General features: G+C 69.9%; 21 protein-coding genes. 11 read left to right on the forward strand and 10 right to left on the reverse strand.

Annotation, left to right across the window (positions count from 1 at the left end; all coding sequences use genetic code 11):
- Window positions 1-3: 3 nt before the first annotated feature.
- The 5 genes from ACFY0F_RS13910 to ACFY0F_RS13930 form a co-directional block, all read right to left on the reverse strand.
- A complete protein-coding gene (locus ACFY0F_RS13910) occupies window positions 4-2,265 on the reverse strand; it encodes a HAMP domain-containing protein (RefSeq protein WP_388792811.1) in 2,262 nt (753 codons plus the stop codon).
- Between the two features lie 285 nt (window positions 2,266-2,550).
- Complete coding sequence (locus tag ACFY0F_RS13915; protein ID WP_388792813.1) at window positions 2,551-3,861, reverse strand: alpha/beta hydrolase family protein; 1,311 nt, start codon at window positions 3,859-3,861, stop codon at window positions 2,551-2,553.
- A gap of 295 nt (window positions 3,862-4,156) precedes the next feature.
- Window positions 4,157-7,366, reverse strand: a complete 3,210-nt coding sequence (locus ACFY0F_RS13920; RefSeq protein WP_388792814.1) for an alpha-L-rhamnosidase — start codon at window positions 7,364-7,366, stop codon at window positions 4,157-4,159.
- A gap of 271 nt (window positions 7,367-7,637) precedes the next feature.
- Entirely contained in the window at window positions 7,638-8,006 is a 369-nt protein-coding gene (locus ACFY0F_RS13925; protein WP_388792816.1) for a beta/gamma crystallin domain-containing protein, read from the reverse strand.
- Window positions 8,007-8,061: 55 nt separating this feature from the next.
- Window positions 8,062-8,427 carry a beta/gamma crystallin domain-containing protein gene (locus ACFY0F_RS13930; protein WP_388792818.1) on the reverse strand — a complete coding sequence of 122 codons (366 nt, stop codon included), beginning with the start codon at window positions 8,425-8,427 and terminating at the stop codon, window positions 8,062-8,064.
- Between the two features lie 278 nt (window positions 8,428-8,705).
- Between ACFY0F_RS13930 and ACFY0F_RS13935 the strand changes: the two genes are divergently transcribed.
- The 5 genes from ACFY0F_RS13935 (at window position 8,706) to ACFY0F_RS13955 (ending at window position 12,515) form a co-directional block, all read left to right on the forward strand.
- The gene (locus ACFY0F_RS13935) at window positions 8,706-9,248 is read left to right on the forward strand and encodes a DUF4232 domain-containing protein (RefSeq protein ID WP_388792820.1); all 543 of its coding nucleotides are present in this window, start codon (window positions 8,706-8,708) and stop codon (window positions 9,246-9,248) included.
- A 224-nt stretch (window positions 9,249-9,472) separates the two neighbouring features.
- Window positions 9,473-9,739 (forward strand): CopG family transcriptional regulator, encoded by a 267-nt coding sequence (locus ACFY0F_RS13940; RefSeq protein WP_388792822.1) that lies wholly within the window; start codon window positions 9,473-9,475, stop codon window positions 9,737-9,739.
- A complete protein-coding gene (locus ACFY0F_RS13945) occupies window positions 9,736-10,179 on the forward strand; it encodes a PIN domain-containing protein (protein ID WP_388792824.1) in 444 nt (147 codons plus the stop codon). Before ACFY0F_RS13940 ends, ACFY0F_RS13945 begins: the two co-directional genes overlap by 4 nt.
- A 279-nt stretch (window positions 10,180-10,458) precedes the next feature.
- Window positions 10,459-11,787 (forward strand): D-alanyl-D-alanine carboxypeptidase/D-alanyl-D-alanine-endopeptidase, encoded by a 1,329-nt coding sequence (dacB, locus tag ACFY0F_RS13950; protein ID WP_388792826.1) that lies wholly within the window; start codon window positions 10,459-10,461, stop codon window positions 11,785-11,787.
- Window positions 11,788-11,864: 77 nt separating this feature from the next.
- Window positions 11,865-12,515, forward strand: a complete 651-nt coding sequence (locus ACFY0F_RS13955; RefSeq protein WP_388792828.1) for a GPP34 family phosphoprotein — start codon at window positions 11,865-11,867, stop codon at window positions 12,513-12,515.
- Between the two features lie 133 nt (window positions 12,516-12,648).
- On the opposite strand, the gene ACFY0F_RS13960 is transcribed toward ACFY0F_RS13955, so the two are convergent.
- Entirely contained in the window at window positions 12,649-14,256 is a 1,608-nt protein-coding gene (locus tag ACFY0F_RS13960; protein WP_388792830.1) for an RICIN domain-containing protein, read from the reverse strand.
- 392 nt (window positions 14,257-14,648) lie between these two features.
- Here ACFY0F_RS13960 and ACFY0F_RS13965 point away from each other — a divergent pair, with 392 nt between their 5' ends.
- From ACFY0F_RS13965 to ACFY0F_RS13975, 3 genes are all read left to right on the forward strand, one after another.
- The gene (locus ACFY0F_RS13965) at window positions 14,649-15,218 is read left to right on the forward strand and encodes a SigE family RNA polymerase sigma factor (protein ID WP_388792832.1); all 570 of its coding nucleotides are present in this window, start codon (window positions 14,649-14,651) and stop codon (window positions 15,216-15,218) included.
- On the forward strand, window positions 15,215-16,072 hold the full coding sequence (locus tag ACFY0F_RS13970) for a hypothetical protein (RefSeq protein WP_388792834.1): 858 nt from the start codon (window positions 15,215-15,217) through the stop codon (window positions 16,070-16,072). The genes ACFY0F_RS13965 and ACFY0F_RS13970 overlap by 4 nt, the downstream gene beginning before the upstream one ends.
- A 627-nt stretch (window positions 16,073-16,699) precedes the next feature.
- A complete protein-coding gene (locus tag ACFY0F_RS13975) occupies window positions 16,700-16,825 on the forward strand; it encodes a hypothetical protein (RefSeq protein WP_388792836.1) in 126 nt (41 codons plus the stop codon).
- Between the two features lie 73 nt (window positions 16,826-16,898).
- Here the strand turns inward: ACFY0F_RS13975 and ACFY0F_RS13980 are convergent, their stop codons facing one another.
- Complete coding sequence (locus ACFY0F_RS13980; protein WP_388792837.1) at window positions 16,899-17,267, reverse strand: VOC family protein; 369 nt, start codon at window positions 17,265-17,267, stop codon at window positions 16,899-16,901.
- Between the two features lie 63 nt (window positions 17,268-17,330).
- Here ACFY0F_RS13980 and ACFY0F_RS13985 point away from each other — a divergent pair, with 63 nt between their 5' ends.
- Entirely contained in the window at window positions 17,331-17,789 is a 459-nt protein-coding gene (locus ACFY0F_RS13985; RefSeq protein WP_388792839.1) for a MarR family winged helix-turn-helix transcriptional regulator, read from the forward strand.
- 187 nt (window positions 17,790-17,976) lie between these two features.
- Here the strand turns inward: ACFY0F_RS13985 and ACFY0F_RS13990 are convergent, their stop codons facing one another.
- A complete protein-coding gene (locus ACFY0F_RS13990) occupies window positions 17,977-18,972 on the reverse strand; it encodes a winged helix-turn-helix domain-containing protein (RefSeq protein ID WP_388792841.1) in 996 nt (331 codons plus the stop codon).
- A 91-nt stretch (window positions 18,973-19,063) separates the two neighbouring features.
- On the opposite strand from ACFY0F_RS13990, the gene ACFY0F_RS13995 reads away from it, so the two are divergent.
- The gene (locus ACFY0F_RS13995) at window positions 19,064-20,404 is read left to right on the forward strand and encodes an MFS transporter (RefSeq protein WP_388792843.1); all 1,341 of its coding nucleotides are present in this window, start codon (window positions 19,064-19,066) and stop codon (window positions 20,402-20,404) included.
- A gap of 164 nt (window positions 20,405-20,568) precedes the next feature.
- Here the strand turns inward: ACFY0F_RS13995 and ACFY0F_RS14000 are convergent, their stop codons facing one another.
- The gene (locus ACFY0F_RS14000) at window positions 20,569-21,114 is read right to left on the reverse strand and encodes a hypothetical protein (RefSeq protein WP_388792845.1); all 546 of its coding nucleotides are present in this window, start codon (window positions 21,112-21,114) and stop codon (window positions 20,569-20,571) included.
- Between the two features lie 358 nt (window positions 21,115-21,472).
- On the opposite strand from ACFY0F_RS14000, the gene ACFY0F_RS14005 reads away from it, so the two are divergent.
- On the forward strand, window positions 21,473-22,171 hold the full coding sequence (locus tag ACFY0F_RS14005; RefSeq protein WP_388792847.1) for a hypothetical protein: 699 nt from the start codon (window positions 21,473-21,475) through the stop codon (window positions 22,169-22,171).
- A gap of 304 nt (window positions 22,172-22,475) precedes the next feature.
- Here the strand turns inward: ACFY0F_RS14005 and ACFY0F_RS14010 are convergent, their stop codons facing one another.
- The gene (locus ACFY0F_RS14010) at window positions 22,476-23,108 is read right to left on the reverse strand and encodes a hypothetical protein (protein WP_388792849.1); all 633 of its coding nucleotides are present in this window, start codon (window positions 23,106-23,108) and stop codon (window positions 22,476-22,478) included.
- Window positions 23,109-23,345 lie beyond the last annotated feature (237 nt).

Here is a 23,345-nt window from a genome sequence, read left to right on the forward strand (position 1 = left end):
CTTCTACCGCTGGAGGGTGTTCTCGCGGGACCGGGCGGACCCGGCGACCTGGCCGGCCCTGGCCGCCCGGTCGCGTTCCGCCAGGGCCTGGCGCACCAGCTCCAGGCTGCGGGTGACCGAGCCGATCTCGTCGTGGTTGACCGGATGCAGCACGGTGCGGCGGTCCCCGCCGGCGAGCCGCTCGACGAGCACGGCGACCGCGCGCAGCGGCCGGATCACCACGACATGCAGCCAGCCCAGGCCGGCCGCGCCCACGGCGAGGCCCAGGATGCCGGCGAGCATGGTGCGCTGCTCGGCCTGCACCGCGGGGATCTGGAGGGCCGCCGCGGGCTCCGCGGTCACCACGTGCCAGCCGAGACGGGCGGTAGGACCGCTCTGCGCCAGCGGCGCGGCAGCGTCGACCGATGGCCCGGAGGACGTGTCGTGCACCGCCGAGGTCGCGGTGCCCGCGGTCCCCGGGGCGCCCTTGGTGGCGCGGGCGAGACGGGTCAGACCGGATTCGGGCAGCGACTGGAAGGCGCGGTAGCCCACGCTCGACGCCAGCACCTTGTCGTGGTCGTCCGTCACCCAGACGCTGCCCAGCTTCGGCCTGGGCAGAATGGAGTTGAGCGCCTTCACGTCGATCTCGCCGAACAGGACCACGCCGGCCGCCGGAGCCTTGCCCTTGACGGCCCCGACCTGGGCGTAGGCGGCGATCGCCGGGATCCGGCCCGAGGCGTTGACGGTGGTGATGCCGCCGCCGTGGGGCACGTGGACGAGGGTGCGCAGCGGGGTGCCGCCCACCCGCAGCGTGATGCCGCCCTTGCGGTCCAGGAGATACAGCGAGCGGTACTGCTTGTGGTCGGCGAGGGACTGCCGCAGGACCTCGGTCTGGGCGGCCCGGCTCCTGCCCGGCAGGCTCGCGGCCGCGTCGCTCAGATCGGTGTACGACTGGTCGAGGGACTGCCGGATCCGGTGCGTCGCGATCTCGGTGCGGGCCTGCTGGTCGGCGAGGACGGAGGCCGGAACCGCGGTCGCGGTGTCCGCCCGGTTCAGCATGAAGATCATCGGAACGGCCCAGCAGGCCACGACCACCACGCAGGCCACGGCCAGGGCCCGGTAGCCCGGCCCGCGCCGGGCCGGGAACTCCTGGGGGCCGCTCTCGCCGAGCAGTTGCCCGCGCAGTGCGTCCAGTGCCCGCCCGATCCGGGCCAGCTCCCCGAAGCCGTACACCGGGACCGGCCGGGAGAGCTCCTCCGCCGCGGTCGGCCCGTCCCCGCTCGCGCCCCGGGCCAGGCGGCCGGCGGACAGATACAGCCGCAGCAGCGGCTGCTGCACGCAGAAGTGCAGCACCAGCCACAGCAGCAGCACGACCACGGCCAGCGCTCCGGCGGCCTCGAGCGCGAAGCCCGAGTAGTCGGCGGCGGTGGTCGTGGCGGGCACCGCGCGGGAGGTGAGCACCACCAGACCGAGGTCGTCGGTTTCTCCGGCGCCGGTCGCCGAGGCGACCTGGGCCCAGCCGGCCACGGTGCGCCGGCTGCCACCGGCGGCGCCCAGCAGGCTTCCCGAGGCGTCGGTCTCGGCCCCCGCCCCCTTCGCCGCGCGGACGGCCGCCGCGGACAGACCGCTGTGGGCGGCCGCTCGGGCGCCGGCCGTGGACGCCGTGCCGTGGGCCGCGGTGGCGAGCACCGTGCCGCTCGCGTCCAGCACCTGTGCGGTGCGTCCGTCGCCGTACGCCGCGAGGGCGGGGAGCGCCTCGGAGACCACCAGCAGCCACTGCCGCTCGCCCCCGTTCTGGGCCTGGTACTGGTCCTGGTCGGGGTCGTCCGCTTGCGCGGGCAGTGTGACCCTGGCGAAGTACAGCAGTTCCCGTGTGCCGCCCGACGTCACCAGTCGGGGCGGGATCTGGCCGTGCCCGGCTGCCGTCCTGGCGACGTTCACGCCGGCCAGCGGCACGGTCTTGCCGCCGGTCGCGAGCAGTTTGCCGGTGCGGGCGTCGAGCAGCACGCGGCCGAGGAACGCCTTCCGGTCGGAGGTCAGCGCTTTGAGCACGGTCGTGGGGGTCGACGCGCTCGTCGCCGGGTAGGCGTGGGCCTTGCGGCGCACCGCGCCCGCCTCGGCTTCGACCGCGGTGCGCATGGACGCCGCGGTGTCTGCGGCGATCTGCTGCTCGCCGTTCAGTACGGCCTGCGGGATGCCCGAGGTGTGGACGCCGTCGAGGCCGATCACGGTGAGGGCGGCGACCACCAGCAGGAGTACGACGAGCGAGGCTATCGGCGGGCGCACACCGCCAAGCATCGGCATGTCGGCGCGGCGGCGGGTGCGGTGTCGGCGCGGCGACCGGGGTGCGGAGGACAGGGGAGCGGATCCTTCCTCAACTGGCGCCGAGCGCCCAAATGTTCGACAATGCGAACATTCTAGCTCCCGGCGGCCATATAACCATCACACTTTCGCCTCATGTGTTGTACGTGACAACGAGACTTTGCGCGGCGGCCACCCACACAGGCTCCCACGCGCCGAAGGGCGGGCCCGTGACCAGGCCCGCCCTTCGGGTGTCCGGTCGGCTTTCCGTCACGGGACGAAAGAGATCTCCGGGTACTTGCTGCTGGGCCCGTCGAGCAGGGTGCTGTGCTTCTTGCGCAGCGTCTGGTCGAAGAACGCGGCGAGGTAGTCGCGCTGGACCTTCACCGCGCGGTTCGGGTCGATCGTGCCGTACTGCTGCTGCACCTGGGACTGGGACATCCCGACCAGGCGCGCCCACTGCGGCACCAGGTACTCGTTGTCGCTGAACGACAGGTGCGCCGCGCCCTTGAGCTTGATGTCGACCTTGTAACCCTTCAGGTGCGGCCACAGCGTCCGCCACGACGAGTCGTTGTTGCGGTTGTGGTTGCCCGAGCTGAAGAGCATGAAGGGGCGGTCCAGGTCCTTGGTCGGCGCCGTCCCGAAGAACTGGCCGTCCAGGTTGGCGCCGGACTTGATCCGCGTGTCGAGCTGCATGGCGGTGTCGACCGCCGCGCCGCCCAGCGACCAGCCGAACATCCCGATACGGGAGGTGTCCACCGACTTCGTCAGCCCGGAGGGGAGCGTCGCCTTGCCCGCGTCCGGGTTGCCGCCACCGGCGATCTTGACGAGACCGTTGATGACGAACTTGATGTCGGCCGCGCGCACCTTGAGCGTGTCGGATGAGTGGGCGCCCGCCGGCATCTTGTTGAGCTCGAGCCGGTTGGCGGGGAACTGCACCTCGTTGGCGTCGTGGGTGTGGTCCACGATGACGACGAGGTAGCCGCGGCTGGCGAGGTCCTGGGCGAGCGCGGTGCCCATCGCACGGTCCGAGTGCAGCCCGGTCGAGTACAGCAGGACGGGCAGCTTGCCGAGCGAGGTCTTCACCGGCGCGAGGACGTGGCCCGACGTCTTCGGCAGGGTCACCTGCTGGGGCGACAGCCCGCGCGTGGAGAGGAAGTGGTTGCCGGAGATCGACGGCATCCACGGCGCCTGGTAGTGCCCGGACGTGGCGGTGGCCGGGTAGAACAGCGACACCATCAGCTCGCGCTTGCCGCCCACGTACGGATCCGTCCGGGACGAGTCGACGAGGTGCAGGCCGACCATGCCCACCTCGTTCGGCCCGGTCGGCGCGGGCATGGTGAGCTGCTGGGCGCCCCCGGCCGTGCGGGGGGACGCGATGCCCTCCCGCTGTACGGCCTTGCGGTGCAGCGGCAGCTCGTCGTTCTCGGGCGCCCAGGGCGTCTTCGGGTCGGCCTGGCCGACCGTGGCCCCGGTGGCCGCGGGCTTGTCGGGCGACTTCCCGGTGGCCATCGCCGGTGTCATCCCCACGCCCAGCGCGAGGGCCAGCACACCCGCCGATCCGACCGCTCTGGCGACCACTTTGCGACGGTGGCGCGGGCGGCGTTGTCTCATGAAACCCCCTTGTTGGCTGGCGATCGTAGAACTCGCGATCGACTGCCGCATACCGTACCGTCGCCGCGGCGACCGGACTCGCGCACCCCGGATTCCGCCAACACGACTTGACATACCGGAAGTCGGGCGTCTGTCACGGCCCGACGACCCGCCGACGCTTCCGCAGGCGCTCGACGGCAGGTCGATCCGGTTCCCGGCGTCGGCGACCGCCCGCGAACGGCAGGCGGGGGCCCACCCCCCCCGAGCGGCCCCGCCGCCCCGATCAGGTGGTGAAGCGATGTGTGCCGGAGCCGACCCGGAAGACCGCGCAGCCGTCCTCCTGCCGCAGGAACGTCCCCCGCGGGCCGGTCACCGCGTCCGGAGCGGGCGCGGGGACCCACACCTCGGCGGTCGTGTTGGGCGGCACCGCGCAGGTCAGCGTGAACCGGCCCGACCGCAGCCGCCACCGGGTGGAGACGGGACCGTAGAGCGAAGTGAACGTGGCCCGGGCGGTGGTGACGCCACCGCCCGGACGGGGGCGGACGACGATCTCCCGGTAGCCGGGCCGGCCCGCCGAGATGCCGGCGATGTTCGCGTACATCCATTCCCCCACCGAGCCGTAGGCGTAGTGGTTGAAGGAGTTCATGGCCGGGTCCTGGAAGCTGCCGTCGGGCCGGATGGAGTCCCAGCGTTCCCACATCGTGGTGGAGCCCCGGTCGATCTGGTAGCCCCAGCTCGGGAACGAGCGCTGCCGCAGCAGACGGTGGGCGACGTCGGTGTGGCCCGTGTCGGTCAGGACGGGCAGCAGCCGGGGAGTACCGAGGAAGCCCGTCGACAGGTGCCAGTCCCTGCCCTTGATGAGGGCGACGAGCCGGTCGGCCGCGGTCTTCCGCGACGCGTCCGGCAGCAGGTCCATCGACAGCGCCAGCACATAGGCCGTCTGCGTATCGCCCTTGACCCTGCCGTCGGAGGTGACGTAGGCCTGCTGGAAGGCCGCCCGTATCCGTTCGAAGAGACCGCGGTAGGGGGCGGCGTCCTCGCCGAGCTCCCCGGCCATCCGGGCCGCGAGGTCGGCGCTGTGCGCGAAGTACGCGGTGGCGATGACGTCCTTGGGGGTGTCGTCGTCGACGTTCAGCCAGTCGCCGTAGCCCTCCGCCGGGCGCAGCAGCAGGTCGCTGTGCCGCTCCAGGTACGTCAGCCAGGCCTGGACGGACGGCCAGGCGTCCCGCAGTACCTGGCGGTCCCCGTACGCCTGGTAGAGGGCCCAGGGCACGGTGACACCCGCGTCGCCCCAGCCGGCGGTGCCGTTGCCGAGGGTGCCGACCACCGGCGCCACGTCCGTGAACGCGCCCTCGGCGGTACGGGAGTCCCGCAGGTCGACCAGCCACTTGGACAGGAACCGGGCCGACTCCATCGTGTACGCGGCCGTGGGCGCGAAGACGTTGATGTCCCCTGTCCATCCCAGGCGCTCGTCACGCGCGGGCGTGTCCGTCGGGACGGAGAGGAAGTTGCCGCGCTGCCCCCAGGTGATGTTGTGGTGCAGCTGGTTGAGCATCGGCACGTCGGTCTCGAAGTCGAGGGTGAACGGCGCGGAGGTGTGCATCACGCGGCCGGTGACGGCCCCCGCCGAGGGAGTGCCGGGGAACCCGGTCACCTCGACGTAGCGGAAACCGTGGAAGGTGAAGCGCGGCTCGTAGGTCTCCTCCCCGTGGCCCCCCAGCGTGTACGTGTCGGTCGCCGCCGCGCTGCGCAGGTTCCCGGTGTACACGGTGCCGTCGGGGTTGAGCACCTCGGCGTGCCGGAGCCGGACGGTGTCCCCGGCGGCGCCGGACACGCGCAGGCGTACCGAGCCGACCATGTTCTGCCCCAGGTCGAACACGAAGACGCCGGGCTTGGGCTGCGTCACCTTCTTCGGCGTCAGCTCCCGCTCCACCCGTACGGGACCGTCCACCTGGGCGACGATCAGGCGGGGGCCGACGTCGCCGGCCTCGCGTACGGGGAGCCAGCCGGTGTCGTCGAAGCCGGGTGAGGTCCAGCCGGGGGTCTCCTTGCGCGCGTCGTACGTCTCGCCGTTCAGCAGGTCGGCGGCGACGAGCGGCCCGGCGGCGGCCCGCCAGTCGGCGCCCGACGTGATGCGCTCGCTCGACCCGTCCGCGTACTCCACCTCCAACTGCGCCAGCAGGGCCGGGTGCCGGCCGTACTGGCCCGGCCCGAACATGCCGACGTTGCCCGCGTACCAGCCGGGTGCCAGGTACGCCCCGATGGCGTTGGCGCCGGGCCGCAGCGACGTGGTGACGTCGTACGTCTGGTACTGGACACGGGTGCGGTAGTCCGTCCAGCCGGGAGCGAGCTGGTCGGTGCCCACGCGGCGGCCGTTGAGGTGGGCCTCGTACAGGCCGAGCGCCGTGGCGTACAGGCGCGCGCGTGCCACCTTCCGGTGCGGGAGCCGGAACTCGTGCCGGACCTGGGTGACGGCGTACGACACGGGGACGACGCTTCCCCAGGGGCCGCCGCCCCACGCGGCGGCCACCCGGGCCGCCGGCCAGCCGCCGTCGTCGAAGCCGGACTCGCGCCAGTGCGCGGGAGGTTCCTGGTCCGTGCTCTTCCAGGAGCCGTCGGTGACCACCCTCTTCTCACCGGAGGCGGTACGGACCACCAGGACGGCGACGAGCCCCGCCGGGCCCTCGGTCGCGTTGGTGGCGGACACGGCGATGACGTTGTCACCGGCGCGCACCCGGTCCAGTACGTCGATCACGGCCGGGCGGCGCCAGTCCTCGTTGTCCGTGTCGAGGTCGGTGTGAGCCACCTCGACCCCGTTCACGGAGACCGTGTACACGTTGTCCGCGGTGATGGCGAGCGCCGCCGCCGTGATGTGGTCGGGCAGTTCGGCGGTGCCGCGGAACCAACGGGTGGCCGCCGGAACGCTGCTCGTCGGATCGCCCTCGGGGAACCAGATCCAGGAGGCGCCTTCGAAGGACGGCGCGTCCGCGAGGCCCGCCGGTGCGGAGATCCAGTCGGCGGTCCACTGCCCGGCGTCCATGAGGCCGGTCTCCCACCACGACGGCGCACTCCAGTCGGAGACCCGCCCATGGGTGTCCCACACGCGTACGGACCAGTGGTAGCGCGTCCGTGGCTTGAGCCCGGGGCCGCGGTAGGGCACGAGGACGGACTCGCCGGACGTGACCTTCCCGCTGTCCCAGACGTCCGGATGCGGCAGGCGGGACGGGGTGGTGGCGACGCGGACCTGATAGGCGCTCTGGCGCATGCCCGCCCTGTCGGAGGCCAACGGCCAGCTCAGCCGGGGGCGTTGCGCGTCGATCCCGAGGGGGCGCTGGACGTACTCCACTGTCGGCGCTGTGACGCGTACCCCGCCTTGCCGCGTCCCGGCCGGGACCGGTCCGGATGCCGGGGCGGCCGTCGCCGGTACGCCGTCGACGGTAACGGCCGCGACCGTGGCACCTGTGCCCGCGAGAAAGTTCCTCCTGCTGATCACTACGACTCCTCACCCGCACGGAAATGGTTGAATCGATTCAATCGTGAGAGGCGTTAGTAACGTAGAGCCGAGTGGGAGCGGGGTCAATCGTCGTGCCATGACTTCGTGGCGGGCGTGACAGGTGATCGCTTCGGGCGGGCGGGGTCGGCGCGCATGGGCGGGTGCGAGACTATTGAACGTTTCAATAGGGGGCGGGTCATCGGGGGAGTGAAAGGGGCGGCGGTCAGGGGGCCGCCGCCCCGATGTCACCGGTGGGAATGGCACCAGTGGTTCAGAGGATCCTGATCTGGTCGATACGGACCCCACCCGGGTTGTTGGGGAAGGTGTAGACGGTGTTCCTGTCGATCGGCGTGGCGGGCTGCCACCTTCCGTCCCCGTACCACTGGACGCGGTTGTTGCCGGTCGAGATCCGGTGCAGCCACGTATGGGAACCCGTCAGGTCCCACGTTCCGGCGTTGGCGAGACACCAGTCGTAGGGACCGGTGTCAGTCGTGTGCACCGTGATCTGCAGGAAGTCGCTACTGCCGCACGGCACCGTGTTGATCGCGAATGCCTGCGTCGTCGAGACGGCGGTCAGTGAGGCCGTCAGCGCCAAGGTCGTCGTCGCGGCCAGAGCCGCCCGCTTGGCGATTTGTTTCATGGAGTTTCTCCGCCTTCCGGAAAGTCCTTCTTCCCTTTGGGGCAACCGTCGAGGTTCAGAGAATCTTGATCCAGGACGCGCTCACCCCGCCGGAGTGGTTCGGCCAGGTCATGACGGTCCACTTGTTGAGCCCTTCGGCGGGCTGCCACCTTCCGTCCCCGAACCACTGGACGCGATTGTTGCCGGTCGAGATCCGGGTGATCCACGAGTTGCCGGGGAGGGGGACGCCTCCGGCGTTGGCCAAGCACACGTCGGTGTCGCCGCGCCCGCCGTAGTGGAACGTGACCTGCACGTAGTCGGCCGGGCCGCAGTCGACCTGATCGGTCGCGGACGCGCTCGTCGCGGTGAGGGCGGTCAGTGACGCCGTCAGCGCCAGAGTCGTGGTCGCGGCCAGAGCCGCCCGCTTGACGGTTTGTTTCATGGAAACCTCCACCTTTCGGGAGTCGACAAAAAGTGAATCGGTCGACTGTTGATACGAGCGGGCGGTGGACCAGGTTGCTTCGCCGCGGCAGAGTTTTTCGAGCCTGCCCTTTCGGGCAATTCAGAAGGCGGAAGGGGCAATGACCCGATCGTCCTGGCCGTCGGGAGAAAATTCCTCCGGCAGGCTGAAACCGCTTCCCGGGATTTCACATCTTCAGGTGCGTAAGCGCGTCGTGACCTCGCGCGCCGATGCGCAAGAACGAGGGGACCCGAAACTCCATGAAGAGCAAGCTGACCGCCGTGGCCCTTGCGGCCGTCGTCGTCGCCGGAACCGCCGCTGCCGCCGTCCCGGCCTCCGCCGCCACCGTCAAGGCCGCGCCGGCCCGTTGCCACACCGCCGACCTGAAGGCCGGCTTCGCCACGGGCGACGACGCGAAGCCGGAGATGGGGCAGACCACGAAGCAGACGCAGGCGTTCGTCTGGTTCACCAACAAGAGCACCCACACCTGCACCCTGAACGGCTTCGCCGGCGTCGACATGGTCGGCGCTCAGCCCACCGACGGCACCTGGTCGCTGGCGCGCTCCGCCGCGAAGCCCGAGACGCTGACCCTGGAGCCGGGTGCCACGACGGACTTCAGCATCACCCTGCTCCCGGTGGCCGCGTCCACGCCGCAGAGGGAGAAGTTCGTTCCGTCGAAGTTCCTGGTCACCCCGCCGAACGAGACGGACCACTTCACCCTGAAGTGGCCCTTCGGCGGCCAGATCCTCAAGCAGGACGGCGCCACCCACCCGGCCACCTACCTCAACCCGGTCGGGCAGTAACCCCCTGGGCAGCCTCCGAGCAGCGCTGCCGACCTGGGGAAGGTCCTCCGGCCGGCAGCGTGGTGTCCGGGCCGACGACCAGGGGCCGACAGCCGGTCCGGCGGCGTCGAGGGCTCCGGTTGTCGGCCTCGGCGGGATGCACCCCGGTGTGGACTGGCCGACGAGGAGCAGGTGCCGTTCCGCACACCCATACATCAATCAGGTACATGGACTACCCTTGGTACATGTCCATGAAGCGCACCAACGTCTACGCCGACCCCGCAGACCTGGTCATCATCAAGGAAGCCGCCAAGCGTCGGGGAATAAGCGAGGCCGAGATCATCCGCCAGGGCATCCACCTCGCGGCCATGGCGAACCGGGTCTGGGACGAGCCGCTGTTCTCACGCACCTTCGAGGGGCCGGGGCGCACGCTGTCCGAGTCGGAGGTCCGGGACACGGTCGCGGAGGCCGTTCGTCGTGAGACCGCTCCGGGTTCCGGATCCGCCGCGTGATCATTGTCATCGCCGACACGTCCGGCCTTCTGGCGGCCCTGGACTCGGCGCATCCCGAACACCGGGCGGCGAACGAGGCGATCATGGCGGCAGGCCTGCTGGTCATGTCCCCGCTCCTGCTGGCCGAACTGGACCACGTGGCGACGCGTGAGCTCGGCAGGGACGCTGCCCTCAGCGCGGTCGACGACCTGCGGCGCTGGATGAGCCGGGGGCGTGTCGTCATGCCGGAGATCACAGAGGACCATCTGGGCGCTGCCCAGTCCGTCCGCGTCCGCTATGGCGCACCAGACCTCGACCTCGCCGACGCGGTGAACGTGGCGCTCGCCGCCGACTACGACACGGACGCGATCCTCACCCTCGACCGGCGCGACTTCCGGGCGGTACGCCCGTTGAGCCGTCACAAGGCGTTCCGGGTACTTCCCGACGACCTCCCCCTCTGACGCGGGACCTCGGCGGTCGAGTTCCGCCTCCCCACGCCGCCTACGTCGGCTGCGCCGCCCATCCGGAGCCGCTGGACGCCGTGCGCACACCCTCCTGGACGCGGTCACCCCGGGCTTCCCGGCCGCGCGTCCCCTGGTGCTGGAAGTCGTCGACGCCGAGGCCACCCGGTGATTTCTTTACCGAACGGCCATCACAACCTGAAACCTCGTCGTTAGCTTCTTCGCTCCCAAGATCCACGGCAGACATCCCGTCCCCGTACAGCGCAGCGAGGTTCTCGTATGGTCAGACCCCTCTCCGCCTCCTCCGCGCGTGGACGGCACCGCAAGTCCAGAACTCCCAGCCCGGCGCTCCGCCGAGCGACCCTGGTCGCACTGACCGCTCCCGTCGCCGGGTCGATCCTGGCCGGTCCGTCGGCGTTCGCCGCGGAGAAGCCCGTCGCCAAGAACGCCGCACTCGACTCCGCCGAGCAGAAGATCGCGAAGAACCTCGACGGACGCGCTCAGGACACTTCGCTGGGCAGCACGCTCGGCGGTGTCGTCATCGACGCCACCTCCCGCACCACCGTTTGGGGTCACAAGGCGACCACCGCTCTGATGCCCGCCTCCAACACCAAACTCGCCACAGCCACGGCTGCGTTGACGGTACTCGGACCCGACCACCGGTTCACCACGAAGGTCGTCTACGGTGGCGGCACCCTGACCCTGATCGGCGGTGGGGACCGCACGCTGACCACCGGCGACCTCGAGGCGCTCGCCAGGACGGCGGCCGCGGGGCTGCGCAACGCGGGTCTCACCTCGGTGAAGGTCCGGGTCGACGACAGCCTCTTCCCCAAGCCCACGCTCGCCACCGGCTGGAACACCGGCTACTACCCGGACACCGTCGCCCCGGTACGGGCGTTGGTGGTGGACGGCCGCATGGTCACGGACACCGCCCTGGACGCCGGACGATCCTTCGCGCAACTCCTCACCCAGCAGGGCGTCACCGTCACCGGGCAGGTCACCCGGGGCGCCGCCGGCACCCGCGACGTTCCCGTGGCCCGGCATCAGTCCGACCGGCTGTCCGGCATCGTGAAGCACATGCTCAAGGTGAGTGACAACGACGCGGCCGAGACGCTGCTGAGGATGACCGCGCTCGCCTCCGGCCGCCCGGCCACCTTCGAGGGCGGCACGGCGGCCGTACGTACGGTGCTCACCCACTACGGCGTGTCCCTGGACCACTTCGTCGTCCACGACGGCAGCGGCCTCTCACGCGCCAACCGCATCCCGGCACGGACCCTCGCCGACATCCTCGCCGTCGCGGCCGACCCGCGCCACAGCAGCACCCTGAAGTACGTCGTCGACGGCCTGCCGGTGGCGGGTGAGGCGGGCAGCACCCTCGGGCCCGAATGGGGCCGCTTCGACACCGCGCACTCCCGGTGTGCCGTCGGCAAGGTCAAGGCCAAGACGGGCACCCTGACCGGCGCCCTCGCGCTCAGCGGACTGACGAAGGCCAAGGACGGCCGCTGGAAGGTCTTCTCCTTCATCGAGAACGGCTCCACAGCCGCCCCGGACGCCATCAAGGACTCCCTGGACGGCCTGGCCGCCACGGTCAACGGCTGCTGGGCCTGAGCGAAGCCCTGGGGCACCACCGCCCACCGGGAACCAAGAGCTCACCGGGCCGGTCTTCCTGTCGGGAAGGTGAGCAAGTGACTGAGGATCTGACGGTCGGGCAGCAGATCGTGCTGCTGGCCCTGGACGAGCGTGGCACCCTGAGGGAGGCGCCCCTGCGGGTGTCTCTCGCCGTTTCGGTGGCTGCTCTGCTGGAGCTGACCTTCGCCGGGCACGTGGTGGTACGTGACGGCGCGTTCGTCCTCGCAAGGACACCGGCGCCGGCGCCGATGGATCCGGCGGCGGCGGCCATGGCCGAGCGCATGCGAAGCCATCCCGAGGAGACGCCCCGACAGTGGCTGTCGGCCGTACGTGAGCAGGCACTCGCCGCCGCCTACGACGGGCTGTCGGCGAAGCGGCTGGTACGCGAGGAAGGCCGACGCGTCCTCGGCGCGTTCGGGACGATCAGGCACCCGGTCGCGGAGATCACCGTGCTCGCGGCGCTCCGCGAGCGGTTGGCCGCCGTACTCACTCAAGGCCAGGACCCCGACGAGCGGACGGCCGCCCTGATCACGGTGCTGCACCATGCGGGGCTGAAGTCCGTCCTGCCCGTAGGCGCCGATGAGGCAGCGGTCGAACGCCGGTTCGCGGCGATCGCCGAGGGACAGGAGCCGGCCGCAGCACTCGGAGAGACGGCCCGCACCGCAGTGGCCGCCCTCGCCGCGGTCATCGCCGCGTCCGCCCTGTAGGGGAATGCGGCCGCAAGTCGACTGCCGGGCGGGAACAGACTGCCACGGCCGGGACGCCACCGTCCGCAAGGCACGGGCGGCGGCAGCCAAGAAGGCCCCCGAGGGGCCTTCCGGCACGAACCTGGCACGCGGCCTACTTGAGCGGCGTACCACCCGAGTTGTGGTAGGTGATGGTCTTGCTGATCAGGTTTCCGCCGTCGGTCTCGACCGATGTCTGTTCCTGCTGCCCCGCACCGAACAGCAGACCGGCGACATGCGCGTTCGCCACCTGGCCCATGTGTCCGAAGAGCCAGTCCACCTTGTCGTCCTTGTAATGGTTGAGGGTGTTGTTCTGCGCCATGTTGCCCACGGGGATCTGCCACAGGACCACCGGCTTGCCCACGGACTCCGCCATCGTCTTGTAGAACTTCAGCGAGTCAGCAGCCTTCTGGTCGGTCCAGAAGGTGTCACGGCCGCCGTGGGCCGGCTGTGCGTACCAGCCCGCGTCGCGGTCCGACACGTCGCTGACCAGGAAGTCGGCGTTCTTCGCCCCGAGGCTCGCGTAGTCCTTGACGCACCCCTGTGTGTTGTTCTGCCAGTCCCAGCACGTCAGGTGGAAGCCCACGGTGGTGTTCGGCGCGTACTTGTGCGCCATCGAGATGAGGCAGCGGGAGAGTCCGGCGGCGCTGTTCTCCTGCGATCCGCAGTCCTTCGGATTCGCGGCCGTGACCTGCGCGGCAACCTTGTGTGGATCGCCGAGCGACCGGACGTAGCCCCAGAAGTCGGGTTCGATGTCGATCGCGTCGTGCGAGTTGCCGATCTTCTGGAGGAAGAACCGGTAGTCGTTCATGTACCGGGTGAGCAGGTCGGCCCGGTTGATGGCCTTGACCTCGCCCGGACCGTCGCCCTCGCCTGCCAGGTCCCCCAGGTCACGCAGTGAGTACCAGGTCCAGAAGAACTTCTGCGGACGCGGGCTGCCCTTGTACGTCGCCTTGGCCGCCTGGGTGTCCGACCAGGTCACGTAACTGCCGGGCGCCGTGGTGCTGCCGCCCCAGCAGCCCCACCAGTTCGACCACCCGTCCTGGCAACGCGATGCCGAGTAGTAGGCCGACGAGGGTGCGGGCTGGCTGTGCACGTAGGCGTACCGCATGTCGAACGGCGCGGCCTTCGCCGAGGCGTCGGACATCGAGCCGCCGATGAGCACCGTGCTGCTGCCCATGAAGCGCTTCGCCGAGCTGCCGTCCGTCGCGGGGGGCGTGCCGGCGCTTGACGTGCTCCCGGCCGGGACGAGTTTCCACTGCTGCTCGGCACCGCCCCGGTCCCGGTCCTGGACGACGTGTTCACCGGCGGCCTTCGAGGCGTTGTGGACCTCGACGGCCTTGCCGCTGAAGCGGTTGATCAGACGTACGTAGCCGTCCGGCGACTTCGCCAGCTTGAACTCCTGGTTGGAGCCTTTCCGGTCGCTCCACTGGACGAGGTCGGAGCCGTTGCTCTTCGACCAGTGGTAGTCGTCCAGCACCTTGCCGGAGTTCCGGTTCTGCAGCCGGTAGTAGCCGTCACCGGCGTCGATGAACCGCCACTGCTGGTTGGCTCCGCCGTGACGGTTCCACTGCACGACTGCCGCACCGTCGTTCGTGGCGGAGGCACGGCCGTCCAGCACCTTGCCACTGTTGTGGTTGACCAGCACGTACCACGCCTTCGGATCCACGGGTTGGGCCGATGCGCTGTTGACCACGACGACGGCGCCGCCCACGACAGCCATGACGACGGCCGCCCAGACACTGCGCCGCGCGATCAGCCGTCGGCCACGATGTGCCGCTTTTCGTCTCACCGGGACGGTTGAGTCGGTCGACTTGGGAGGGCGAGGGGACATGTCTGTGCTCACTTTCAGGCGTTGCATCTGACCGGACCACCTGGCCGGGCAACACTGAGTGGTCCGGGCGGCCGAAAAGGTTGCCGCGCACGCGAAGATCCGCAGAAACCTTTTTCCGTGTACCGGCACCGGGCCCGACTGGTCACTCACCGTCCGAACCCACGTACGCCTTCACCGAACGATCACTGCTACTCTTCCGGATCTCCGTCCGGGCGCATCCTCCGGATGTCCGCATGTCATTCGCATGGCACTCGCAGAGTTGCACCGAGGAGAGGTCACCCGTGGGCACTGTCGTCGGCGACGCAGCCTCCGAGGAGTTCCACGCCTTCTTCGAACGGCACTACGCGGAACTCTCCCGGCTGGCCCATCTTCTGACGGGTGAGCCGGACGCCGCGGACGACCTGGCCGCGGACGCGCTGCTGGCACTGTGGCACCGCTGGGACCGGGTGCGCGCGGCCGACCACCCGGTGGCCTACGCCCGGGGTGTCGTCGCCAACCTGGCCCGTACCCGCATCCGCAACGCGGTGCGTGAGCGCCGCCGGATCGCGCTCTTCTGGTCGCACCGCGAGGAGAAGGTCGAGACCCCGGACGTCGCGGGCGTGGTGGACGTCCAGGAGGCGCTGCGCAGGCTGCCGTTCCGCAAACGGGCATGTGTGGTGCTCCGACACGCGTTCGACCTCTCGGAGAAGGACACCGCGCTCACCCTCGGGGTGTCGGTGGGCACGGTCAAAAGCCAGACGTCCCGGGGCATGGCCGAGCTGCAACGGCTGCTCGGCACCCAGGGCGGTGAGCGGAAGATCCACGCGGCGATGGCGCGGGGCGGCGCCGTGAGCGGAGGAAGGAACCGATGAGGCAGCAGGACGTGCACGACGAGCTGCGCGCCCGGCTGCACGAGGCGGCCGGGGCCCACGAACCCGACCGCGCGCGCATCCTGGCCCGCGTGGAGCGCGGCATGGCCGCGCCGCCCCGCCCCGCGGGGCACCGGGCCACGCGGCCCCCGGTGTTGGGCTGGGTACGGGTGGTCAGCGCGACCGCGGCGGTCGCCGGGGTGCTCGCCGTCGGCGGGTACGCGGTGGCGTCCGCGGTGAAGGACGGCCCCCCGGCGCAGGAGCGTACGGTCGCCGTCTCCCCCACGCCCCGCACGCCGGACGCGACCGCGAGCCGTCCGCCCGTCCGCACCGCTGCCCCGACGTCCGGCGTGGGCACCACGCGGCCGTCCGGTGCGCCGAGTGCCCGTACCGGTCGGTCGCCGAGCGCCGGAGCCTCCGCCCGGCCGCCCGTGACCCACACGGAACGGAGCGGCCCGCTGTGGCTGGACGGCTCCCTGGGCCCGCACAGCAACGACTTCTGGGCCGAGAGCGATGTCTCCCTGAAGACGACCAGGAAACTCACCGCACTCACCGTCCAGTTGAAGATCGCCCAGACCGGCGGTGTGGCCACCACCGGCACCTGGCGCTCCCTGCCCGAGGCCGACTTCACCCAGACCGTCCAGGAGCAGAACGGCTTCCTCGTCTACACCTGGACGCTCAAGGACGGCCGTACGGTCCCGGCGGGCCAGTGGGTCTTCGCCGGGCAGTACAACCACCAGCAGGGCGGCCGGGACGCCAAGCACGACAACTACACCGTCACGGGAACGGCCGACGGCCACGCGTACACCGTGGGCGGGGGATTCGCCGCGCATGCGAGCGCGGGCGGAACCTCCTGAGGGGCTGGCCCGAGGCCTTCGGCCGCCTCGTCGGTCGCGTTGGCGTCGGTCGCCGGCCCGCCGTCGCGGTCCCGACCGCACTGGTCGACCATGTCCGTCGCCCAGCTCTGAACCCGGGCCCTGTCGGGAGGCTTTACCGCTTCCGCAACACCCGCCGCGTTCCGGCAACGGCCGCAACGATCAGTACCTCGAGGCAGCACATGGTGGCCACGGTGGCCCAGGAATCGCCCAACCACCACCTTCCCCCCACACACGCGAGCCCGAATACCGACGCGGCCGAACCGAAGGCGGCCGGCCGCCGCACCCCCTGTGACATCCGCTCATCTACGCACGTCCGCGCGCCCCGGGCAAGCGAACGAAGGAAAGGAGTCCGGGTGCCGGCTCAATGACGTCAGCCGAGACACGTTCCCCCCATGGATTGCCCTCCACACCGAGGCGTGCCGCGACGACATCATCGAGGAAGTGGGCTCGAGCGACGATGACCGTCTCGTGGGGCCACCACAGTGAGTCGCACTCGGTGCAGAGCAGGAAGCACGCCCCATCGGCCTTGAAGCGGTACGGCTGGACGCAGTCCTGCTCACAGCGTGGACAGACTCGTTCGGCTGACATGATCGGCACCGTACCCTCGTGGTCTTCCACGGCCGCAGCGAGATCGCCCGCCACCCCCGCCTGACGACCAAGGGCGCCGGCGCAGAGTCCTACCGGCTCGCCCGCACGAAGGCCAAGCAGCAGGAACCGCGCAGGCAGTCATAGCGAGCGAGCACCGGTCGAGCCCGGGGCGCAACCGCTGGTGATCGTCTGGTGGCGCCTGGTGGCGTTCGGCCGATCAGACGCGGTCGTGGAGTGTGACCTGGTAGCCGTCGGGGTCGGCGAAGGTGAAGGTCCGGCCGAAGGGGCCGTCGATCGGTGCGGAGACGATGGTGTGACCGTCGTCGACGAGCGCGTCGTGGATGGCCTGGACGTCGGTGGCGTGGAGCCAGATCGCGGCGCCGATGCCGGGCTGAGCGACGGATGCGAGGTCCGTGCCGGGAATGACGTCGCGGAGCGCGAACGCGATCGGCTTCGTCTCGAAGACGACGGCATGCGCAGGCCCGGCCGGCGAGCGGACGAGGCCCAGGTACCGCTCGTAGAACGCCTGCGAAGCGTCGAGGTCGCGCACTTGGAGCGAGATGAAGTCGGGGCCGGTGGCGGGCATGATGACGCTCCTTCTTTTCATGTCAGTTTTCTGACACGCGGCAAGCTATGTCAGAATGCTGACATGGGTCAAGAAGGTGTCGGCGTCGACCTGGAGACGTCACTGGGCTACCTGCTCAAGGAAGCGTCGAGCGCCCTCCGCGTGGCCATGGAGGAAGTGCTGCGGCCGCTCGGGATGAGCGTGACGCACTACTCCTGCCTCGAGCTGCTGGCGCAACGACCGGGCTTGTCGAACTCCGAGCTCGCGCGGGGCGCGTTCGTGACACGACAGACGATGAACGTGCTGCTCCAGGCCCTGGAGCGAGACGGCTACGTGACCAGGCCCGCGCAGCCACCCGTCGGGAAGGCGCTTCCCACGCGACTCACGCCTCGCGGCCGACGCAGCCTGGAGAAGGCCAGCGCAGCCGTCCGGTCCGTCGAGGCCAGAATGCTGACCGGCCTGACCGAGACCGAGCAGTCAGAAGCGTTCCGGATCCTGCAGAGCATGATCCATTCCCTGCGGGATGCCAACGAGGGCGCATAGCTCGTTCCGCGGCCCGGCTGTCGCTTCACGTCTCGTCGCGCTCGGACAGGAGCGCGGCCGAGCCTGAATCCCGTGCCGGCGATCTCGAAAACCGCCAGACCCCGACTACACCCTCACGACCGATGCCGGCCGACGTGGGCGGCACGCCAGTGGCCCACTGAGTGGGCCGCCGTTGCGGGCGTGGTCGCTACTGGTCGTGCCGCAGTGCTCCCGCCGCCAGCGTGTCGCCGAGCGGGGTGCGTCGGTAGAGGACCGAGCGTCCGGTGCGGGCACGGTCCAGCAGCCCGGCTCGGCGCAGCACGGTGAGGTGGTCGCCAACCGCGCCCGGGGCGAGGCCGAGGCTGCGGGCGAGCTGGGTGGTGCTCGATGGGGCGGCGAGTTCCAGCAGGAGCAGGGCGCGGGTTCGTCCCAGCAGCGCCGCCAGTGCCTCCGGCGGGGCCTCGCTGCCGGTGTCGAGGAGGGCGGCGGTGCCGCGGGCCGGGTAGATGAGGGTCTTGGGCCAGGGCTCCTCGTGGTGGCAGGCGCCCCGTGGTCCGATGAAGACGGAGGGGATCAGCAGCAGGCCCTCGCCGTGCAGCCGTACAGGCTCGTGTTCCCCTGCGATGTCCATGAGTTCGAGGCCGCTGCGGCGCCAGGCGCTGCCTGGTTGCAGGCCGCTGACGGTGGCTGCCCAGCCGTGGGCGCCTATGACAGCGAGCCGGTGCTGCACGTCGCGTTCGCAGACTGCGCGTACTCGCGGCCAGTCGGGGGCGAGCAGGTCGTGCCAGGCGCGGTCGAGTGCGTCCGCGAGCCGGGCCACCGCGTCCTCGGCGTCCAGCGTGGCGCGCACGCGCGGGTCGCGCACCGGGTGGGCGGCGGTCAGCGCGGTGATCTCGCGGCGGGCGACGGCGGCGGGGGTGTCACGGACGGCCGCGAGGTCCTCGGCCCAGGTCTGCGCCGGGCTGGAAGGCGGTGGTGCGGTGAAGTCCGCACCCCCGCGGGGGACGTTCAGGGCGAGTACGGCGTCGAGCGCGGTGGTGCGGCGCAACTGCTCGAAGGCGGGCCGCAGCCGTGCCGACCAGGGAGGCGGCAGCGGGCGCTCACCGTAGGCGAGGGCGCGCAGCAGGCAGCACAGTTCGAATGCCGGGGAGAGGGCGAAGCGGCTGCGGGCCAGGTCGTCGGCGGCCACCTCGAAGCGGAGCATGCCGGGAGGATACGCCCGCCGTGTCCGAGGACCTTACGCCCTGGGACGTAGAAGTGGGCTTCGGTGCCGGCGCGGAGCCAGGCTGCGGGCCATGACCGAGACCGCACGGACCGACGGCCCTGCGAGCGAGACCGACAACCCGACCTCGACCGATGCCGTGACCCGAGCCCCCGCTCCGCCTTCGACCGACGGCGGCCCGGCGACAGGTCGGCGCACCCGCTATGGCGAAGTCCTCGGCGAGCCCCGGTTTCGACTGATATTCATCAGCCACACCTTCGCCGTCATCGCCGAGACGTTGCGCATCACGACCTTCTCCGTCCTGGTCTACGCCGCCACCACGTCACCACTGCTGTCCGCGCTCGCGTTCGCGGCAGGCTTCCTGCCGCACCTGCCTGGCTCGATGCTGCTGGGGTCACTGGCGGACCGGCTGCCCCCGCGTGGCCTGATCGCGGGCGGCTACCTGCTGGGCGCTGCGGGGACGCTGCTGGTCGCGCTGCTGCACCTACCGGTGGGTGTCAGCCTGCTAGTGGTCGCGCTGACAGCGCTGCCCGGCCCGATCTTCCACGGCGCCTCAGGCCGACTGGTGGCGGAGTTCTTGGAGGGCGACGCCTACGTGCTGGGTCGCTCACTCAACAACATCGCCGGTTCCGCCGCCCAGCTGGCAGGCCTGGCCCTGGGCGGCGCGGCAGTGGCGGTCCTGGGCGCGCGTCAGACGCTGGTGCCGGCGGCCGGGCTGCACCTGGTGGCGGCGGCCGTAGTCCGGCTGGGCCTGCCACGGTTGCCGGCGTCGCCCGCCGACGGCACGGTGGTCAGGGCCAGCCTGGCGGGCAACCTCCAGCTGCTGCGGACCCGCCCGGTACGACGGCTGCTGCTGGCGCAGTGGTTGCCGTCCTCGTTCACGGGCGGGGCCGAGGGGCTGATCGTGGCCTATGCCGGTCAGCGCCACTTCCCCGCCGGGGCCTACGGGTTGCTGATGGCCGCGCTGCCGGTGGGCATGCTGTCGGGCGACCTGGTGGTGGGCAGGCTGCTGGCCCCGCGCACCCGGGAGCGGCTGGTGGTGCCACTGACCGCGCTGATGGGGCTGGCCGTGCTGGGTTTCGCGCTGGAACCCGGCGAGGACGTGGCGACCGTGCTGCTGCTGGTTGCCGGCGGCGCCTTCGCGTATCAACTCGGCCTGCAACGGCCGTTCCTGGAGTCGCTGCCGCAGGAGCTTCACGGTCAGGCCTTTGGCCTGCTCGGCTCAGGCATCATGACGCTCCAGGGAGTGGCTCCCGTCGTGCTGGGTGCAGCAGCTGGAGCCGCGAGCTTGGCCACCGGCACCGTGATGGGCTTGGCGGGGGCGCTCACCCTGGCCACCGCCATCTGGGTGGCTTCCTTCCACGGCCGCTCCAGGCCGCCGGCGGCGCAGGGTAGCGATCAAGGGACCGGATGACGGATCCAAGACCGGACGGAAGCGCCGCCCGTGGCGCCTCCGGTAGGCCGTCGTAGGGCGGATGCACAACGGCCGTTCACCACGTCAGCTATCCAGGAAAGCGAACGCTCCCAGGTTTCCTCGGCCTTTGTGCCCGGACCGAACGACCTCCGGCAGCGCACCATTCAGAACGGCGCCCGTAGCCTTCGGACGGCTTTGAAAGAAAGAAAGGCAAAGGCGGTTGCCAAGGGCCAGGCGGAGAGCACTACCCAGAACGAAACTCCGAGTTCACGGGAATTTACTCGACCGACCCATGCAAAAGGACCGACGGCAGCCAAAGAGATGATGGAAATACCGGGAAACAACAGGTAGTACGGATGCGTCAGTCTGCGCGCTTCACTATCAGGTCTTTGGTGGACCAGCCAGGACTCCCATCCCAGCCCACCAGGCACCTTTGGGCTTAGCTCCTCATCTATGTACTTCGCTATGCCCTCGACTGCGCGGAAGAGTGACGCCAGGATCTCGCTGGATGTGTATGAGATGAAGGGTATTGTCAAGAGAACCGGCCACCGGTCTCTTCCCGACAGCGCTACGGAGAATACGACGCTGACGGCGGTCATGTGAAGTGCTAGCATCTGATGTTGCAAGTTGATCCGAGTGGTGATCTCACTTCTGAGTGCGGAATACTCGGCAAGAGCACCTTCGCACACGTCTTGATCGGTCTCAGCCATCGCCGCCCTCACAGGGTGTGCTGTTGCCGTATTCCTGTCAGGCGCTGAAAGATAGCGAATGAAGATGGGGCGCATCAGGGGCGCACGTGTGCACGCCACAAAAGTGTGTCCCATCCGCCTCAGAGCACGAATGGCTTGTCAGCCGAGCGGTGCACGCTTTCCAACTGTGGCGGCGCCCTCGGGGGCTTCGGACGGGGCCGTTCACCTGCGTTCATGTGCGGTCGATCGTCTGAGCGGCTACCGCCTACGGTCTCGTCTGGACGGCTGTGGACGACGCTGAATGAGACGGAAACTGAGACGGATGAGGGCCGAATCTCGCTCCTGACGCCGTGACTGTCCCGCGTGCCATCATCTGCACATGTTCAAGATCCCCGGATACGAAGGCGGCCTCTTGGTCCGGGGCGACGCCTACCTGGACGACCCGTTGTTCTGGCCTGTGCACCTCGGCTCCTGTCTGCGTGGGGAGGACGCACAACGAGCCGCGTTCGGCGCCGACTGGGATGCGGCCATGGAGCTGTATCGCACACTGTCCGCCGAGCATGAGTGGCCGGTGTTCAGCGTGCCGCTGCGCTCCGGTCACACCATCTACGTTGTCTACCGCAACTTCGTGGACGAATGGGGCGTGGACTATCTGATCCATCAGCCGGCTTGGTCCGAAGCGGAAACCCTCGCCGTGGTCGACGGTCACTTCATGGGGCCCGGCATGGCCTGGCCGGAACTGCTGTCCGCTGCTCGGCAGTCGGCAACAGAAGGCATTGGTGATGCTGACGCCCGTCTCTTGCTGCTCTTCCCCACACTCGGCGACGCACTGCTTCCCGACGATGCAGCCGCGGCTCTCACCACTGCGCTTGCTGCTCTCACCCTGATCGAAGAGCCCGCCGAGGTCTCAAGGATGCTCCTTGAGAACCAGGGCCAGTGGGCTCCCGCTCGATGGAGGTCGGCAGGCGGCATCTGGATCAACGACGGTGGGCACTCCTACCGAAACCCAAGCAACGCATTCGCTCTGCCCGAGGGGCGCCTCCTGGAGATCAGCGGCGCACTGCAGGACGGAAGCTGAGCACCACCTTAGGAGAGAGAGGCTGGGGCATCGTGCCGGTGATCTGGGGCTTCGATGACTGGTGAGATGCCCAGCAACTTGTCCGCCAGACCTCCCCGTTGACCGTGGCTGACCGCTGTATCTGGCACGGCAATGGCACGAGCCTCAGCCGACGACAGTCAGCCACGACGGCGGGTGCGGCAACTGACCGCGCACGGGTATGCCTCGCTGCACCCGTACTGGCTTCAGCCAAGCTGTCGGTGCTGTCGACCAGAGGAGGCCGGGCCGGCCGTGCCGGGGGAAGCGACTGAGGCCGTGCCGGGCTTCAACTGCCGTCGGCTGGGTCTTGCCAGTGCCAGGGCAGCTCTGGAGGTAGCCAGGGGGCGTCTCCGCTCCGGGCAAGCACCGGCTCCTCGCAGTCATCCGGCAAGGCGCTGTTGTCGATCACGGCCTCAAGGGTGAACTGGACGTATCGCAGGTATCCGCGTACGTCACGAATGTGGCGCTCGCGGTTGTGTTGGCCGACGCCGCGCCATCCGACGTCGAAGCACAGCCGCACGAGAGTCCTATACCGGTCGCGAACGCGATCGTCTCCTATGGAGAGAAGGTCGGTCTGCATGCCTTGACGGATCAAGTCCAAGGCTGTCGCACAACGCTCACGAGCCTGCAGGCTCAATCGAGGTTCTTCCAGGGACAGGTCTGGCAGTGATGGTAGCCATGCGTAAAGCTCTGCGAGCCGTTCTAGCAGTCGTTGCGCGGCTTCGGCAGTGCGCTGCTGCGTCCATTGTCGGCGGGCTAACGCGCTGTTGGCGGCTTCTTGAGAGGCAGCGAGTTCAGCTTGGGCCTCGATGGCCCTTGCGGTTTGCCAGCGTGCGACGTGCACCGTGATGGCGCCGCCGGCCAACGTCCCTATGAGTGCACTGGCTGTCTGGCCCGCCAGATCTCCCCAGCTGCTCATGCTTGCAATCTTGGGCTTCCTGCGTGTGGCTCAAACCCGTGCCGCCGAAGTTCCAGGGGGCCTGAGCAGGACGAGGGATAGCCGTGGCGACGGACATTCTCAGCTCGGGAAGCTGCGAGCATTTGCGGCCGGTTCAGGCGCTGACCTGTGCGAACATTCACGGTGAGGCCTTGCCGGGCCAGACCGCTTTCACCGTGGTTCCCCGCTGTTCCCCGCTCGATCTGGTGCGCTTGTGGT

It is taken from the genome of Streptomyces sp. NPDC001544, assembly GCF_042894285.1.
GTDB lineage: Bacteria > Actinomycetota > Actinomycetes > Streptomycetales > Streptomycetaceae > Streptomyces.

Bases quoted from the DNA above. Each gene is read 5' to 3' on its own strand.
- ACFY0F_RS13980 (WP_388792837.1), bottom strand. From the start codon at position 17,267: ATGCCCGCCACCGGCCCCGACTTCATCTCGCTCCAAGTGCGCGACCTC.
- ACFY0F_RS14005 (WP_388792847.1), top strand. From the start codon at position 21,473: ATGTTCAAGATCCCCGGATACGAAGGCGGCCTCTTGGTCCGGGGCGAC.
- ACFY0F_RS14000 (WP_388792845.1), bottom strand. From the start codon at position 21,114: ATGGCTGAGACCGATCAAGACGTGTGCGAAGGTGCTCTTGCCGAGTAT.
- ACFY0F_RS13970 (WP_388792834.1), top strand. From the start codon at position 15,215: ATGAGGCAGCAGGACGTGCACGACGAGCTGCGCGCCCGGCTGCACGAG.
- ACFY0F_RS13925 (WP_388792816.1), bottom strand. From the start codon at position 8,006: ATGAAACAAATCGCCAAGCGGGCGGCTCTGGCCGCGACGACGACCTTG.
- dacB (WP_388792826.1), top strand. From the start codon at position 10,459: ATGGTCAGACCCCTCTCCGCCTCCTCCGCGCGTGGACGGCACCGCAAG.
- ACFY0F_RS13985 (WP_388792839.1), top strand. From the start codon at position 17,331: ATGGGTCAAGAAGGTGTCGGCGTCGACCTGGAGACGTCACTGGGCTAC.
- ACFY0F_RS13935 (WP_388792820.1), top strand. From the start codon at position 8,706: ATGAAGAGCAAGCTGACCGCCGTGGCCCTTGCGGCCGTCGTCGTCGCC.
- ACFY0F_RS13930 (WP_388792818.1), bottom strand. From the start codon at position 8,427: ATGAAACAAACCGTCAAGCGGGCGGCTCTGGCCGCGACCACGACTCTG.
- ACFY0F_RS14010 (WP_388792849.1), bottom strand. From the start codon at position 23,108: ATGAGCAGCTGGGGAGATCTGGCGGGCCAGACAGCCAGTGCACTCATA.
- ACFY0F_RS13995 (WP_388792843.1), top strand. From the start codon at position 19,064: ATGACCGAGACCGCACGGACCGACGGCCCTGCGAGCGAGACCGACAAC.
- ACFY0F_RS13990 (WP_388792841.1), bottom strand. From the start codon at position 18,972: ATGCTCCGCTTCGAGGTGGCCGCCGACGACCTGGCCCGCAGCCGCTTC.
- ACFY0F_RS13960 (WP_388792830.1), bottom strand. From the start codon at position 14,256: ATGGCTGTCGTGGGCGGCGCCGTCGTCGTGGTCAACAGCGCATCGGCC.
- ACFY0F_RS13940 (WP_388792822.1), top strand. From the start codon at position 9,473: ATGTCCATGAAGCGCACCAACGTCTACGCCGACCCCGCAGACCTGGTC.